The following is a 16,926-nucleotide window of genomic DNA, read 5'->3' as shown; positions in this document are numbered from 1 at the left end:
GAGGTTATTTTGCATCTAATCGTTAGAGCGATAATTAACGTATTGTATTTTAAGGAAATAGAGTGTTATTTTTTGCCCTGATTTAGAGTGAAGTTTTTACTTTAATTATTCAAAAATATAAAAAATTGCGAGGTTATACTTATCTAAACAATCAGGTTACGTCAATGATATAAATAATAATATTATTATTTATCATAAGGTTAGTTTTAATTTTTATTGCACGTGTATAAAAACGTTAATTGAGTCGCAAAACTTATTCAATAGAGGCGCTTTTATCTTACTGTCATAAAGGGAGCGGGCACACTCCGATAGAGTCAGTGACCAGCTTCACGCGTCAAGATGCCACAGCACTGCGTTAGAGTTTATGGGTATATTGTTTCCAGCAGTTTCGTCCAGCGCCTTTGGCTTGGTATAAGGCTTGATCCGCTTCGTTGAGGGTCGGAGGGATCAGGTCTTGCCCCTCCTGATGACTGATCGCAATACCAATGCTAATGGTGACATGCTTTTCTATCTGGCTGAAATGATGTGGAATACGTCGATGATTAAAGGCATTCAGAATATTATCAGCGACCACTCGAACCCCTTCTTCTGGTGTGTTGGGTAAAAGAATCACAAATTCTTCTCCGCCGTAACGAGCAACAAGATCGGATTTTCGAGGGACTTGATTTTGTAACAGAGCCGCGACTTGTTGTAAGCAACGGTCGCCTTCTACATGCCCATAGTTGTCGTTAAATGCTTTAAAATAATCGACATCTAACAGCATGATTGCTAAAGGTTGTTGTTGCCTTTGACATAAGTTCGCTGTTTGCGTGTAGTACGCATCAAACGCTCTACGATTGGCAATACCAGTGAGCTGATCCCGTTGCGTCATGCTTTGTAGCGTTGTCTTTTGTTGCTCTATTGTCTGGGCATATTTTAGAAAGCTTTTAGCTAATTGAGTAATCTCATCTTGTCCTGATATGGTGATCTCTTGCGTTTTATTTCGTCTTCTTAGATAGACTTCCTCATTCAGTTTTTTTAGACGCTTAATTAAAAAGTGATGAATAAAAAAGGCAAAGAGGATATAAGCAATAAACACGCCAGTAAATGTCAGGCTTGCTTGTTTAAGGTGTTGTTTTACCAGGGATGTGTTTTTCGACACATTGGCCAATACTTTTTGATTCAATTGGTAAGATTGAAACTCCATTAGGCGTGAGTAATCGTTGATAAGATTGCTAATGAGGTTGCCCAGTCCACGAATTCTCCCTCTTAACTTCAATTGTTCGATGCGCAATGCTAAGACACCGTTTTTTTCCGACATGACAATCGATTGCAGGTTTTGATACGGCTGTTTAAATAGGCGTTGGATGTCTGGCGTTTGCGTATCAATGAGCGTGTTTAAATCCGCTAATTGGAGAGCCAACTGCTGACGTTGTTGCTGAATGGAGTGCAACTTATCTAAGGTCAGTGTTTTGCCTGTCAAAATAAGCATATTCGCAAAAGCCATTTGAATTTGTCTAATTGCCGTTTTGTGTTGAAAACGATCAAGTGGCAGGTTTACCACATCATGTAACTCATACAATTGGTCTTGTTTTTGGGTCAGTTGTTTTTTGATCTCGAGTTTTTTCACCACTAATCCGTCGAGTTTATCGATTTTTTTCTGAAAAAGAGCGAATTGTGAGTGATGGTAAGCGTGTTGAGCTGCAGAGAGTTCACGCTCATAGGAATACTGCATTTGAGATTCAATCCCTTTTAGGGCAATACGTCGCATGGCATTTGAGTTTGACATTGCCAGTCTATCGGTCTGATTTTGCAATAAATTCATATGTGCATACAGATTACTCGCCACAATAATACTAGGAAGAGATTGATGACGGATAGACTCAATGGTTTTCTCAAACGTTTTTAACTTTGCGTAGGTAGTGAGCGCTAAAATCAGCATTGAGCAGATGAACATCAGTATGCCAACATTGATGATACTGGCTAAGGAATAGTGTTTGGACGGTGTGTTGAGATTAATTTTTGAGATCAACCTGTTAATCATGATGCTCTCCATTTGACAACACAATTCGCAGATCACGTTTAACGGATAACGTGGGTTTACCATTTAAGTGGCTGATCACAATATCCGAAATAAGGGGGGTGACTTGCTGACTAAACCCGATTTCTAACGCGCTGAGGAGCGGACGGTATCCATCCCCACCGTGATATAAAAAGGTGGTGGTGGCGAGCGTATATTCTTTATTTTTTTCAATAGGATGATTATTGATCGTTAAATCTTCGATACGCGCGCCCGGCGGTTTCGACTGATCCACATGAAAGTGCATGCCTGATACTTGAGGAAAACTTCCAGACGACGGGGAAATCACACTCACCCCCACTTCTAAACTGTCTTTGATTTGCTGTCCTGTCACTTTTAGGACTTTAATTTTATCGCGAAACGGTAGGGCGGCCATAACATCGCCATTGGTTAAGGTATGTCCAGCGGGAAAATAGGCGTTACTACGGATCGCACCACTATTAATGATGGCGATGTCGGCATTGCTTTCGATACGCATGGCATCAGCCACTAGATTACCAAAAGCGTTTTCAGTGGTTCTCAACACCGAATAATGAAGATCGATTGGGGTAGTGAGTACCGTGATTTTGTGATCAAATAAGGTTGAAAAACGCTGAGTATAGATATTCGTATACTGCTTGATTCTAGGCTCTTCCGGTAAGCTCGATAGCGGAATAAATTGCGTGGTAAAGTCCGTTATTGTGTGCGTACCTGTTGGCCAACTGAGCGTAATCACGGCCGCACTCCCATGTTTTTTTAGATAAATCTCATGGTTGTTTTTCGCATAAACCTGCGCTGTGGATGGCGCATCGAGATACGGATTGGAGCGCAACGCTAAATTGATAATGGATTGCTCTAAAAGGGCTTGAGTGTATTGCACACCGTGGGATGCCATGAGAATAACAAAGTCCGCGCCTTGTTGGCGAAGCTTTTTCGCTTGCATCGCAATGTGTGCCATCGAGTCATCGATGTGTAAGCGGGACAGCTTATAACCCATGATACTGTGATAATCCATCACCGATAGCAGCCCAATGTTCATGCCTTGCTTGTTGATGATTAACTGTGCGTCGATGTCATCGATGTGATTTCCCGTTAAGGTATCGGTGGCATTACTTAAAATCATAGGGAAAGCGGCTTCATGGGCCCGCAAAGAGAGTTCATCAATCGAGTAGATCAATTCTCTGCCTGAAATGGCCATCGCATCAGGCTGCAAGTTGTTGAGAATGTCTATGATATGAGCCCCTCGGTCGAGAGAAGACATTAAACTCGGAGCTAAACTCGCCCCACCGAATAGAAAGAGTGTGGAGTGATGCTGACGTTGCTGTTTGAGTAACGTACCAAGCTGAGCATAACTGCCCGATGAGGCCTGTAGATGAGGAAGGTAACCAGTATACACAATGCTTAAGTGTTGCAAGCCTGCATTGACAGGGAGGCTAAAAAGCAAACACATGATACTAAAGAACTTAGGCAAACCAAGCATGGTGAATTTCCTTCCGATAGCGTAGAGACATTGTCGTATTCAGACAGGATGCACAGGCTGAGAACTAGGGACATGGGGCCATTTCTGCGACTCTATCCGCTAACTTACTATACGTTTTTGCTTACATGCCTGCCATTATAGCTAACTGTGGGAGGATGCACTAACCCTTAAAAGAGGTAAATTATGACTGGGTTGAGCAGGTAATGGCGTCGTGAATTTCCCCACATTTTGCGAGTGAATTACACGAGTTTTTTCTATTTTTACTTTATTATCGTTTAACCAAGCAGTAACGGTTGCCGTTTGTGATGCGTTACGGCGACTGCCAAAAAATGACGCCGCGATGTCATCGTGATGATTGAGCGTCACCAACCTCAACATCACCGTGCGAGCCTTTGTTCCTGACCAAATGGTAGCAGCGTTGATCGTTATCAATAAAACGGTTCATTCTCGGAAACTTTCGATGTGCATAAGACATCAAATTGTTAGCATGAGCCCATCTAGGGCCTTGGTAAGGAAGCAGGTATGACCACATGCGTTAATCCAATCTTGCTCAATATTGCGTTAAATTTAAGTTCGAATCGTTCTCATGATGAGCAATATCAGTATCTTATTGATGGCGTCGCCGAGGTATTTCCTTGTGATGCCAGTTGCTTGTTTATTTTTGATGAAGCGGGGTTTCTTACGCCTGTGGCGCTGAAAGGCTTATCCACTTCGGTGTTAGGGCGGCGCTATTTTCCGAAAAATCATCCACGGCTTGAGGCCATCATGGCGAGTCGCAAACCGGTCCGCTTTGCCGCCGATTGTCCCTTACCCGATCCGTTTGATGGCGCGCTGTTAAATACAGAGCATTGCATTGATGTGCATGATTGTATGGGCGTGAGTTTGTATGTGGAAGAGCAACTAGTCGGCGCATTAACCATCGATGCGTTAGCGGTGGGCGCGTTTGATAAGATTGATCCCATGGAGATTGAAACCTTCGCGGCGCTCACCGCCGCCATGCTACGCAATATTTCTCAATTAAAAGCGCTCAAAGCGCAAAATCAGCAACAACAAAGCGTGACTCAAACACTGATCCAGCAAGCCCGTTCTCAGCATGGTGACATGGTCGGCGTCAGCCCCGAAATGCAGCAACTGCGTAATAATATTGCCACGGTTGCTCAGTCTGATTTTTCGGTATTAATCACTGGCGAAACCGGCACCGGCAAAGAATTGGTCACTCACGCCGTGCATGCGCAATCTCACCGCTGTGATAAGCCGATGATTTATGTCAACTGTGCCGCGCTACCAGAGGGCCTTGCCGAAAGTGAATTATTTGGGCATGTTAAAGGCGCATTTACCGGGGCGAACAGCTCACGAGCGGGCAAATTTGAACTGGCCGATGGCGGCACGATTTTTCTTGATGAAGTTGGCGAACTGCCACTCATGTTACAAGCCAAATTGCTGCGTGTGATCCAGCAAGGCGAGCTGCAACGGGTGGGAAGCGATCAGCATTTACTTGTCAATGTGCGCATTATTGCGGCCACCAACCGTCAGTTAGAACATGAAGTGGCAGCAGGGCGATTTCGCGTGGATCTGTTCCATCGCTTAAACGTGTTCCCCATTCAAGTGCCGCCGCTACGCGAACGTAAGGGCGACATTCCCGTATTAACCGGCTATTTATTAGAAAAAGTACGCCAGCAATTTAATGCGCCCAATCTACATGTGCATCCTAAGGTATTACATCAAATTGAATGTTTACCTTGGTATGGGAATGTTCGCGAGCTTGAGCATACCTTAACCCGAGCCGCGTTACGCGCCATTCGCCAGGGGGAACATACCATTATGTTAAGTCATTTTGATGCATCGCTTGTGACCGATGATGTGAAAAAGACATCACGTTATTTGCCAGACGAAAGCCAAGCGCTGCGTGAGCTGGTGGAGAGCTATCAACGCGAGTTAATAGAACATGCGCTCACTAAAACCGGCGGCGTTTGGGCCAAAGCGGCGCTATTTTTGCAAATGGATCGGGGCAATTTGTACCGCATGGGGAAAAAGCTGGGGCTCACTAAGTAATACCACCCTACCACTGATGTCTTAATCACATCGGTCGTGATGTGATTAAGACATCCAACTCACAGTGGGTTTTCAATAAAATCCTTATTATTCAGTTGTTTAATTATTGGCATGCATTCTGCTTTGAGTGATTAACATCATACGATGAACACAATCACTGGAGAAGCCAATATGTTCTGTATTCAATGTGAACAAACGATTCAAACCCCAAAAGTTAAAGGGTGCTCTTTTGCACAAGGTATGTGTGGTAAAACAGCTGAAGTGTCTGATTTACAAGATGTATTGGTGTATACGCTCCAAGGCGTATCATTTTGGGCACACCAAGCCCGTCGTTTTGAGATCGTGGATGAGCCAATCGACCAATGGGCGCCCAAAGCCTTTTTTGCCACATTAACCAATGTGAACTTTGACCCAGAGCGTATCCTTGAACTGGCCTCGCAAGCCGCGGCCTATAAACAGCGGTTAAAAAATCAGGTAATGAGCGCCGCAACCCTGACTAACACCCCGTTAGACTCGCTGCCTGATGTCGCGCATTTTGAGTTACCGCACAGCGCGGCAGAGATCCTCGCCTTGGCGCCGCAAGTGGCGGTTAATCGCGGTAAAGAATCTGTGCATGAAGATGTAATCGGCCTGCGTTTACTTTGCCTGTATGGCTTAAAAGGTGCGGCGGCGTATATGGAGCATGCACGCGTGCTAGGGCAGACCAATCGCGACATTTATACGCAATATCATGAGATTATGGCCTGGCTTGGCACCAATCCAGATGACCTCAATGCGCTATTGGACTGCGCCATGCAAATCGGGTTGATGAACTATACCGTGATGGCCATGCTCGATTGCGGCGAAACCGCCACCTTTGGTGATCCTGAGCCGACCTCGGTGAATGTGAAGCCGGTTAAAGGCCAGTGTATTTTGGTCTCTGGGCATGATTTGCATGATCTCGAGAAAATTTTGCAACAAACGCAGGGCACTGGCATTAACGTGTATACCAATGGGGAAATGCTCCCGGCGCACGGCTACCCAGAGCTTAAACGCTACTCACACCTTGTGGGTAACTATGGCAGCGCGTGGCAAAACCAACAACAAGAGTTTGCCAACTTTCCGGGCGCGATTGTGATGACCTCAAATTGCTTGCTCAATCCCAATGTTGGCCAATATGCGGATCGCTTGTTTACGCGCAGCATTGTGGGGTGGCCGGGCGTGCAACATATCGAAGGCGATGATTTTAGTGCGGTGATTGCCTGTGCCCAGCAACAAGCCGGTTTTCCATACGATGAAATAGAACAGCATATTACGGTCGGCTTTGGGCGCAATGCGCTAATGAATGCGGCGCCGGCGGTGATCGAACAAGTGAAACAAGGCAATATCCGCCACTTTTTCCTCGTCGGTGGGTGTGATGGCGATAAATCTGAGCGCAGTTACTACACCGATTTTACCGCGCAAGCGCCAGAGGATACGCTGATTCTCACCTTGGCGTGTGGCAAATATCGGTTTAATAAAAATAATTTTGGGGAGATTAATGGCATTCCGCGTCTTTTGGATGTGGGGCAGTGCAATGATGCCTATTCGGCCATTCAACTTGCGCTCGCGTTAGCCAAAGAGTTTGATTGTGATATTAACGACCTGCCGCTGACCTTGGTGCTGTCTTGGTTCGAACAAAAAGCCATCGTGATTTTGTTAACGCTGTTTGCCTTAGGCGTGAAAGGCATTTACACCGGCCCGACTGCGCCCGCCTTTTTAACCCCCAACTTGCTTGCCATTCTGCAAGAAAAATTTGCTATGCGCAGCATTGGTAATGTGCACGACGATCTCAACACCATTCTGGCAGCCTAAGCCCATGCTAAGCGGTGCCTTCTTCTGGAGGGCACCGCCGCCGAGAGATTGTATGAAAGCTTAACAAGGAGAGCGTATGTTTTTTGAATGGCACGGCCAGCAACCACAGACGCTGCGCTGCATTGATAAATACTTTGAAACCGATGATAGCGTGAGCATTAGATTGGCCGATTGCCGCGAGCCCCGCCAATTTCAATTTAAACCCGGCCAGTTTGTGAACGTGGGCGTGCCTATTGACGGTCACATGGTATATCGCGCTTATTCCATCAGTTCGCCATCCCATGAGACTTACCTACAACTGACGATCAAACGCGTGCGTGGCGGAACAGTCTCGAATTATCTGCTCGATACTCTGCAAGTTGACGATACAGTGCAGGTGCTGCCGCCGACCGGAAACTTCAACTGCATTGACAACCCACCACAGTCTCATCAAGGGCAAGCACAGGTGTTGTTGCTCAGTGCTGGCTGCGGGATCACCCCGGTCTTTGCCATGGCGCAGCACTGGTTAAACCAAACCACGCCCGATGAGTGGCCTGCCGATATTGTGTTTGTGCACAGTGCACGCAGCCCAGAAGCGACCATTTATTATGATCAGTTAGAAACGCTGGATGCGGTTTACGATCATTTTCATCTGCAATTGGTCCTGAAAAATCGCGATGGCACCGCGCATACCCAAGGGCGTTTGAGCGAGTCTTTACTAAAGAGATTAGTGCCCGATGTACGCCAACGCACGGTGTATTTGTGCGGGCCCAGCCAATATATGCAAGATACCGTTACCTACTTGCACGCGCTGGGCTGCGATATGGCTAACGTCTATCAAGAAAGTTTTACCCCGACCCGTCACAGTCACGCTAAGGCAGAGCGCGCCTTACCAAACGTGCAGGTTGCGGTGCCTAAGTATGCGCAAACCATCCATGCGCAACCCGGCCAACTGCTCGCTGATGTACTCGAAGAGGCCGGCTTACCATTAGTCACCGCGTGCCGCAGTGGGATTTGCGGCTCTTGTAAATGCCGCGTGACGCGCGGTGAAGTAGTCACAACAAGCCAAGATACCTTAACGGATGAAGAGATTGCCAAGGGCTATGTATTGGCATGCTCGGCAAGCATTAACACGGATGTAGACGTGGAGATCGGGTAGGGGGCAGACAACAAGCGACGGCTTAAGATTAACCTAAGCCGCCACGGTATCTCTGCTTACCGTTGGAGGCTGAGTTATTGAATATTATCTAAGCGAAACAGCTGGTTATCACGATTGGCGACGCAGCGACTTTGCATTAAATTGGCGCCATTTTGAGCCGAATTATCGGCAACGGTCAAGCATTTATCACTGTGTAAATTAATGATGCGCCATAATCCGGTGCCTGCGCTTTTAAAACGAAATAATTGCCCAGTACCGCCCCAGTAATCCCAAAGCATCGCATTCGCGCCATCGTTATTGCTCATCCCCTCAATATCAATGGCGCTTGCTGGGCTGACAACCGGCGAAATGCGGTGCCACATACCGCTAACTGGCGATATGGTAAAGTGTTGGCAGTTATTATCTAGCCATGCCCATTGCGAGAGATTCGTGCCATTTGCCGTGTCGCAGTTGTTGACATCTACTGCCATATTACTGTGAGCAGGCGTGAGGCGATAAGTACCCGAAATCACACTGTTGTTTCCATAGCTGGGTTGCCGACCGATAGCGTTGCACCCGTTCACATGAATACTGGAATCCGTGGTACGCACTAGCTGGCAGTTAGGACGATTGATGCTGTTGGTGACCGTGCCTGCTAACACATGTGTGTTGGTCGCATCTTCTAAAAAAATGCCTTGTTCGGTGGCTTGATCAATATCGACATAGTCAATCGTTGTGCCATGACTGCGTGACACGCTAAAGAAGCCTCGCCCAGATTGGCGAGAATAGACGCTTTTCACATGGATATTGGGGCCATTATCATTGGCGACACGGAACGTTGCATAGCCACCATCAATGTTATTGCGCTCGCCCCACACGTTGCCAATTTCGGCATTGCGCGAGTCATTAAGAATCAATCCACATCCACCGTTATTGGTCACGGTCACATCGCCGATGTTGATGCCATCAATGCCATAGGTTTCAATGCCATGTCCTGTCGCCCCGGTAATATTGATGTTGCCTGAAATCGTTAAATTGTGGGCATTGCGTGTTGAGGAGTCGACTCGGATCCCAAGGCCCACTGGATTTTGCCCATTTAAAGCCATGGTGATGTTTTCCAAGGTGACATTCGAACACCCCCGAAACCACACGCCATAACGAGGGGCGCCTTCGACATGTAAATTACGAACGGTAATATTATCGCGGCGATCACAATAGACGGGCACGACAAGATCGCCGCCATTCGCCGTGACAGTATGACCATGAAAATCAAGCGTTTGCCCCGGTTGTGGCCGCATGCCGTAGACGTTACCCCCATCACTGCCACTCACGCCGGAGTTGCGAATGTGGATAGTGCCACTTGTTAACGTGTTGGCGGCGGCATTCACCGCATCAAACATACGTGCGCCGCGGTAAACAACGCGACCATCCACCGCAGCCTGCCACGTATTGCCACTTTTCGTAATTTCCGCATCCGCCCATGTTGCTTGAGCGTATAAACTCAAACAGGCAAGCAGTGCCAATTGTCGTAAGAATTGGGTTATTTTTTCCATATATTGCATTCCTTATGCGTTGGTGTGAAGCGTTATGCATACTAAATCATAATGAATTTTTATAACCTCTGAGCGTGGATGATTATTTTTTGAAGCAAGCGTTTAATTTTAGAATGGTTACCTGTGTATGCGGGGCCGCAATCAGCGCAGCGCCTACCTAAAATTTCTAGTTACACAAGACGTGGCGAAGGTTATTTTGGGGAGTGATGTGGGGAAGGCAAGTTGAATATTGTCCTAATCAGGCAGATCGTATGCCTGCTGATTCAGAGCATCGTATTTACACATTTTGATTATGCTTTTCATGATTCATTGTAATAAACCAATACTGGCATCTATTTGAGTATGGGGGATTGATAATGGGAGAGCGGTTTGAACTGAGAATAATTTAGCTTAAACCGAAACGGACAGTCACCGATTAAAAACGGATAATGGTCAGGGCAAGTCCAAGTTTGACAAGTTATAACGAACTTTGTTGCTTTCCTCACTGTTTGCCTTATAAGCAGTGGGTATCATAATTTTATCCGTGATATTAGAAAGGAGCGTCGCGTGAATTGTAGTTGTTGTCATCAGTCTTTGAACGTCGGGATGATACATAAGATTGATTCCCATACAGGCCAAAAATTTAAGTCTTGCCCTCATTGTTCCGATGCCAATGGAAAGGAGCACGTTTTTCACCCATATCCATCGTCCTTTGGCAAAACTTCTGCTAGAGTATCCGCTCGAAACCCTGAAGGATATCAGAGTTACTGTATAGCTTGTCGCCGCCTGGATAAAGGAGTGCAATCTCAATCCTATATGCATGGGAAAGTATGCAGTAATCTCGTCGAATAGAGCTCTATGAACTTATTTCAAGATGATGCTGTTAAATGGTTGTCAACGCTCGATCCAGAGAGTGTGGATTTATTGATAACCGACCCGCCTTATGAATCGTTAGAAAAACACCGAAAAATTGGTACGACGACGCGGCTTAAGGTTAGTAAAGCGTCCAGTAATCAATGGTTTGAGATTTTCCCTAACGATAGATTTGAAGCGTTACTTGGTGAAATTTATCGAGTGCTTAAAAAACACGCCCATTTTTACCTGTTCTGTGATCAAGAAACGATGTTTGTCATTAAGCCGATAGCGGAGACAATCGGCTTCAAATTCTGGAAACCTATTGTATGGGACAAAGTGAGCATTGGTATGGGCTACCATTACCGTGCTCGACATGAATATATCTTATTTTTTGAAAAGGGTAAGAGGAAGCTCAATGATTTGAGCATACCTGACATACTGAGTCATAAACGGGTCTATAGAGGATATCCAACTGAAAAACCTGTTAGTCTCTTAGAAGTTTTGGTCGCTCAAAGTAGTAGAGAAGGCGAGCTAGTGGTTGACCCGTTTTTTGGCTCTGGTTCGACCTTGGTTGCAGCTAAGAACTTACAACGTCAGTTTAAAGGGAATGATATTTCTTCTTCTGCCCACGAGCATATTTGTCAGCGTTCGGATTTTGGAACCTAAAGGCTAATATAGTTAACGATCACCTGAAGGTCGCCGAGAAGCAATGCTAAATTTGCTATTCTGCAGGCTTTCCAAGCGAGGATAGAGGGCACCCTGGCACTTGAGGGAATTGTTCTATAAGGCTATTGACGTCATCCAACCAGCAAGAACTTGGGCCTATTTGTTCAATTAAAAACCACATGATACGGATCACGCCGTATAGGCGGGATCGTGTATTCCTATTTTGCTTGATGTCTTCGAAAGCGTCGTGAGATGTTAATTTTAAGATCCTAGAGGATTGTTGATTCCAGATCCGAGTATGGTGAGCGCATCGATTACGTAAAATGTTCATTTCCATAAGCCAGGCTTGTAATACATCGGTTTCAGTTTTATTTTCGATCCCTAATCGTGAACAGATACGCTGACGATACTGATCTTTGAGCATGCCGTAATACTTCGACATCGTTCCAAAATCCCAAGCTTCGATAACAACCCAAAAAGGCATTTCTTTCTCATTTTTTCTGTGCCAAACAATACAGTCTTCTTGGCTTCTTTCAATGAGTTTGCTGTGCTTGTTTTGCCATTCTTCCCAAAAGCTTGGTCTGTGTCCTCGTTTCTTGAGGAACTTGCCATTGATATAATCGGAATCTTTCCATGCTAACGGTTCAGGAATATCTGCCCCCGTACCTGACTGCTTCTTTTTACCTCGGCCTAATTCATGTGCGATGACTGAACGGACAAATATCTCTATGCGTTCAAGCCCATCAAGCATTGTTAAGCGGAGTCTCTTATCAAAGACGTAAAGGTTAAACACTTGGTCAAATTCGGTGCTTGGTTGAAACTGGTTGAGTCGCTTTGGTCGTTTTAAGTATTCACACAGGATAGCTTGGTGTGACTCGTCACGTTCAATAACTCGTGCTGGATACCAAAAACCACTAAGTCGGTAATATCCCACTTGTGCGAGTTTTCTTATCGCTCTTTCACGATTGCCTATTACCATACCTCTTTCGATAAGAATATCGATGAGCTCCTCATAGTGTTTAAACGGCTTAGGCGGGGTGAGTGGCATCCTGTGTCCTTGATTTTCCTTGCTGTAAAAACGAGAACGCCCAGCCTTGATTCCAAAGTGATCTTGAAAGATAACTTCATAAACAGGGGACTGGGCACTATTGCGACGAAGTATTGTCTATCTGAGGTGCAGAGTCAATATAAAACAGGTTGTATTAATATCCCGTAAAGGTAATATTTCGGCCTAAAAATACAATATATATGTTCTATAATCTTTTAATTACTATATGTAGTGTATTTGGCAATTCTTAATTTGTGACGAAAATCGTATCCAAATAGATAAATTCCGTCTCTAAGTCACGATCTAACAAGACACCCATAATAATCACTCTAGAGCAGATGTCCCCCTTTCGCATGATGAAGATGACTACGATAAACCTTCTATCTATCAGAAAGGGCGCGTTGGTATGAACTCAAAGATTTAAAACACGATATCAGTACGCCACTCAATAAAACATCGGCAAGGCACCTTTTTCGTGATGTGTCGCTGCGACTACTTAAGATGTAAGGTATAATCAGCCTAATTTCCGACTGGTTGACTATAAATTTTAATATGACTAACAACAACTTTTCCCAAACCGCTGCCTTCATCTGGTCGGTAGCTGACCTGCTTCGCGGTGACTTCAAACAATCTCAATATGGCCGTGTGATCTTGCCGTTTACCCTGCTTCGTCGTCTGGAGTGTGTGCTGGAGCCAAGCAAAGATGCGGTGGTTACTGAACATGAACGCATCAAAGCGATGAAATTACCAGAAGAGGCGCAGGAAAAGTTTTTGCTGCGTGCAACGCAATCACCAGCGCAACCTGATGGCTTGTCATTCTTCAACACTTCGCCAATGAACCTTGGCAAGATGGGGCAAAGCAACATCAAGGCCAACCTTGCCAAGTACGTGCAGTCATTCTCCAAAGATGCGCGTGAAATCTTTGAGCATTTTAAATTTGATGAATTTGTCGGTTTGCTGGCCGATGCCAACTTGCTTTACAAAGTGGTGAAGAAGTTCGCCACCACCGACCTGAGCCCAAGCAAGATTTCTAACTATGAAATGGGGTTGGTATTTGAAGAGTTGATCCGCCGCTTTGCAGAAAGCTCCAATGAAACCGCTGGTGAACATTTTACCCCGCGTGATATCGTGCGTTTAACCACGTCTTTGGTGTTTATGGCCGACGATGAGGCGCTCAGCCAAGATGGGATTATTCGTACTATTTACGACCCAACCGCGGGGACGGGCGGTTTCTTGTCTTCAGGCATGGAGTACGTGGCGGAGATGAACCCTAAAGCGGTGATGCGCGCGTTTGGTCAAGAGTTAAACCCTGAGTCTTACGCGATTTGTAAAGCCGATATGCTGATCAAAGGGCAAGACGTTGACCGTATCAAACTCGGTAATACCTTATCCAATGATCAACTGCCTGCCGATAAATTTGATTATATGTTATCCAACCCACCGTTTGGGGTAGATTGGAAAAAAATTGAAAGTAACATCAAAGATGAGCACCAACTCAAGGGCTTTGATGGGCGCTTTGGTGCAGGCTTGCCGCGAGTCTCTGATGGCTCGCTGCTGTTTTTGATGCACCTTATCAGCAAAATGCGCGATACCCACAACGGCGATGGCAGTGTGTCTGATGGCGGTCGTATTGGTATTATCCTCAATGGCTCGCCGCTGTTCACGGGTGGGGCGGGCAGCGGTGAGAGTGAAATACGCCGCTACATTCTAGAAGCGGATCTACTTGAAGCGATTGTCGCGCTGCCGACCGATATGTTCTACAACACCGGTATTGCGACTTATGTGTGGGTACTGACTAACAAGAAAGCCCTAGAGCGCAAAGGTAAAGTACAACTGATTAACGGCGCTAATTTAAGCACGAAAATGCGCAAGTCGTTAGGCTCGAAACGTCACTATTTAACCGATGAAGAAATTCGCACCATCACGAAGAACTTTGGTGACTTTGAAGAAATCGATACCTTGACTCAAGATGGCGTGACGAACACTCAAAAACACTTCGCCAGCAAAATTTTTGATACGCACGCATTTGGCTACCGCCGCCTGACTATCGAGCGCCCGCTGCGCCTGTCTGCACAAATCACCGATGCAGCGGTGGAGTCACTGCGCTTTGCCCCTAAACCATTTAACGCCGTGATGCAGGCTATCTTTGAGCAGTTTGGCACAAAATGGACGGAATACGACTCCGGTTTACAACAATATGGCTCACTCACGGACGTAGAAAAAGAAGTGCGCATCATGATTAAAGCGGACTTCCCCGAGCTAAAAGAAAAGCAAATCAAAGATGTGCTGGACAGCAAACTGTGGCTCAATCAAAAAGCTCTGATGGATGCAGCGAAAGCCCTGCAAATTGCCGTTGGCGACAACCTTGGCGGAAAAGCGCAACAGTCTGACGACTTCAACCAGTTTGAGCTGACCCTCAAAGGTGCGTTCAAGGCGACTGGCATCAAGTTCGATGCCAAGCAGAAGAAACAATTGATTGATGCGGTAACGTGGAAGAACCAAGACGCTGAACCTGTGATCAAGAAAGTGCTGAAAGAAGACGCTCAACCGCTATACGGTGCTTTTGACTATAAAGGTAAGGTGGTTGAGTTCCAACAAGATGGCGACCTGCGTGATAACGAGAACGTACCACTTGACCCAAGCGTGACTACATCAACCCTGATTGAAAGTTACTTCAAACGCGAAGTGCAGCCTCACGTTGCCGATGCGTGGATCAACGCAGATAAGCGTGATGACAAAGACAATGAGATTGGCGTAGTGGGTTATGAAATCCCATTTAACCGCCATTTCTATGTCTACCAACCGCCGCGTGATTTGGCTGAAATTGATGCCGATTTGGACGATGTAAGTAAAGACATTATGAAGCTACTGCATGAGGTGCATTCGTAATGACAGCCTTGAGCGAAACAAAAAAATATCAGGCTTATCCAGAGTATAAGGATTCTGGAGTCGAATGGGTGGGTGACATTCCGGTTAAATGGGAAATGTGGAAACTATCTCATGCTTATCGTGAAATAGGCTCAGGAACTACCCCTCCAACTACATCAGATGAATGGTTTGGTGGTGATATTCCATGGGTGACTACTGGAGAGTTGCGAGAAACAGTAATCAACGGAACCAAGAAAAATGTATCCAAAAAAACAATTGATACATTTTCTGCTCTAAGAATTTACCCTGCGGGTTCTGTCGCTATGGCAATGTATGGAGCCACTATTGGTAGGCTTGGCATATTTGGGGTAGACGCCACCACAAATCAGGCATGTTGCGTTATGACCGCGTCAGATGTGATTGACAACAAGTATCTTTTCTATTGGTTATGGGCATTTCGACAGGACATTATCAACTTATCTTCCGGCGGTGGACAGCCAAATATTAACCAAGAAAAAGTTGCGTCTTTAAAAATTTCTGCGCCGATAATTGACGAACAAACCCAAATTGCCAATTTCCTCGATCACGAAACCGCCAAAATCGACACCTTGATCGAGAAGCAGCAGCAACTGATTAAGCTGCTGAAAGAAAAGCGCCAAGCAGTGATCAGCCATGCGGTGACCAAAGGCTTGAACCCGCAAGCCCCCATGAAAGATTCAGGTGTGGAGTGGTTGGGAGAAGTGCCGGAGCATTGGGATGTTATGTTTATTAAACACTTATCTCAGGTAAAACGAGGGGCAAGTCCTAGACCAATAGATGATCCAAAGTATTTCGATGATAATGGGGAATATGCTTGGACTCGAATTGCAGATGTTTCAAGTGCAGGAATGTATCTTACTACTACAACACAACGCCTTTCATCTTTAGGAGCTTCGTTAAGTGTGCGATTGGAAGCTAATGAGTTATTTTTAAGTATTGCAGGGACAGTAGGTAAGCCTTGTATAACAGTCTCAAAGGCGTGTATACATGATGGATTTGTATATTTTCCAACCTTGGATATCAATAATAAGTTCCTATACTATATTTTCGATGCTGGTCAAGCTTATTTAGGCTTGGGAAAGATGGGGACTCAATTAAATCTCAATACTGATACTGTCGGTGGTATAAAAATTGGTTTGCCTCCTAGGAATGAAATTGAACAAATAATTAAATATATAGAACATCAGAATGTTAAGCATGACAAGTTAATTGAACGTGCAGTTGATTCTATTCATTTAATGCAAGAACGTCGCACCGCACTGATTTCCGCAGTAGTCACAGGCAAGATTGACGTGCGTAACTGGCAAGCGCCAACATCTCAAGAGCAAGCGTTGGAACAAACTGCCTAAGCTATGCGCCGCTTCCTAAAGGTAGTGGCTTTTTCAGTTTGGTTGGCTA

10 protein-coding genes are annotated in these 16,926 nt (G+C 45.6%); 6 read left to right on the top strand and 4 right to left on the bottom strand.

The genetic code is table 11. From position 1 onward, the window contains the following. Positions 1 to 355 precede the first annotated feature (355 nt). Together EAE30_RS14860 and EAE30_RS14855 are read right to left on the bottom strand one after the other, a co-directional pair. Positions 356 to 2,023 (bottom strand): sensor domain-containing diguanylate cyclase, encoded by a 1,668-nt coding sequence (locus EAE30_RS14860; protein ID WP_164711874.1) that lies wholly within the window; start codon positions 2,021 to 2,023, stop codon positions 356 to 358. Next, a complete protein-coding gene (locus tag EAE30_RS14855; RefSeq protein WP_123016615.1) occupies positions 2,016 to 3,518 on the bottom strand; it encodes a bifunctional metallophosphatase/5'-nucleotidase in 1,503 nt (500 codons plus the stop codon). The genes EAE30_RS14860 and EAE30_RS14855 overlap by 8 nt, the downstream gene beginning before the upstream one ends. A 522-nt stretch (positions 3,519 to 4,040) precedes the next feature. Here EAE30_RS14855 and norR point away from each other — a divergent pair. From norR to EAE30_RS14835, 3 genes are all read left to right on the top strand, one after another. Then, entirely contained in the window at positions 4,041 to 5,570 is a 1,530-nt protein-coding gene (gene norR, locus EAE30_RS14845; RefSeq protein WP_123016613.1) for a nitric oxide reductase transcriptional regulator NorR, read from the top strand. Positions 5,571 to 5,741: 171 nt separating this feature from the next. Next, complete coding sequence (hcp, locus tag EAE30_RS14840) at positions 5,742 to 7,403, top strand: hydroxylamine reductase (protein WP_123016612.1); 1,662 nt, start codon at positions 5,742 to 5,744, stop codon at positions 7,401 to 7,403. Between the two features lie 76 nt (positions 7,404 to 7,479). After that, on the top strand, positions 7,480 to 8,541 hold the full coding sequence (locus EAE30_RS14835; RefSeq protein WP_123016611.1) for an FAD-binding oxidoreductase: 1,062 nt from the start codon (positions 7,480 to 7,482) through the stop codon (positions 8,539 to 8,541). A 74-nt stretch (positions 8,542 to 8,615) separates the two neighbouring features. Here the strand turns inward: EAE30_RS14835 and EAE30_RS14830 are convergent, their stop codons facing one another. Beyond that, positions 8,616 to 10,073 carry an RICIN domain-containing protein gene (locus EAE30_RS14830; protein WP_164711873.1) on the bottom strand — a complete coding sequence of 486 codons (1,458 nt, stop codon included), beginning with the start codon at positions 10,071 to 10,073 and terminating at the stop codon, positions 8,616 to 8,618. 837 nt (positions 10,074 to 10,910) lie between these two features. On the opposite strand from EAE30_RS14830, the gene EAE30_RS14820 reads away from it, so the two are divergent. After that, on the top strand, positions 10,911 to 11,573 hold the full coding sequence (locus tag EAE30_RS14820; RefSeq protein ID WP_123016608.1) for a DNA-methyltransferase: 663 nt from the start codon (positions 10,911 to 10,913) through the stop codon (positions 11,571 to 11,573). Positions 11,574 to 11,628: 55 nt separating this feature from the next. Here EAE30_RS14820 and EAE30_RS14815 read toward each other — a convergent pair whose 3' ends face one another. Next, positions 11,629 to 12,621, bottom strand: coding sequence for an Abi family protein (locus tag EAE30_RS14815; protein WP_123016607.1), 993 nt, complete (start codon positions 12,619 to 12,621; stop codon positions 11,629 to 11,631). A 552-nt stretch (positions 12,622 to 13,173) separates the two neighbouring features. Between EAE30_RS14815 and EAE30_RS14810 the strand changes: the two genes are divergently transcribed. Together EAE30_RS14810 and EAE30_RS14805 are read left to right on the top strand one after the other, a co-directional pair. Then, complete coding sequence (locus EAE30_RS14810) at positions 13,174 to 15,510, top strand: type I restriction-modification system subunit M (protein ID WP_123016606.1); 2,337 nt, start codon at positions 13,174 to 13,176, stop codon at positions 15,508 to 15,510. Further along, a complete protein-coding gene (locus EAE30_RS14805; RefSeq protein ID WP_199287058.1) occupies positions 15,510 to 16,877 on the top strand; it encodes a restriction endonuclease subunit S in 1,368 nt (455 codons plus the stop codon). Before EAE30_RS14810 ends, EAE30_RS14805 begins: the two co-directional genes overlap by 1 nt. Positions 16,878 to 16,926 lie beyond the last annotated feature (49 nt).

It is taken from the genome of Vibrio zhugei, assembly GCF_003716875.1.
In the GTDB taxonomy this organism is placed as follows: domain Bacteria; phylum Pseudomonadota; class Gammaproteobacteria; order Enterobacterales; family Vibrionaceae; genus Vibrio; species Vibrio zhugei.
This window is presented reverse-complemented; position numbering and strand designations above follow the sequence as displayed.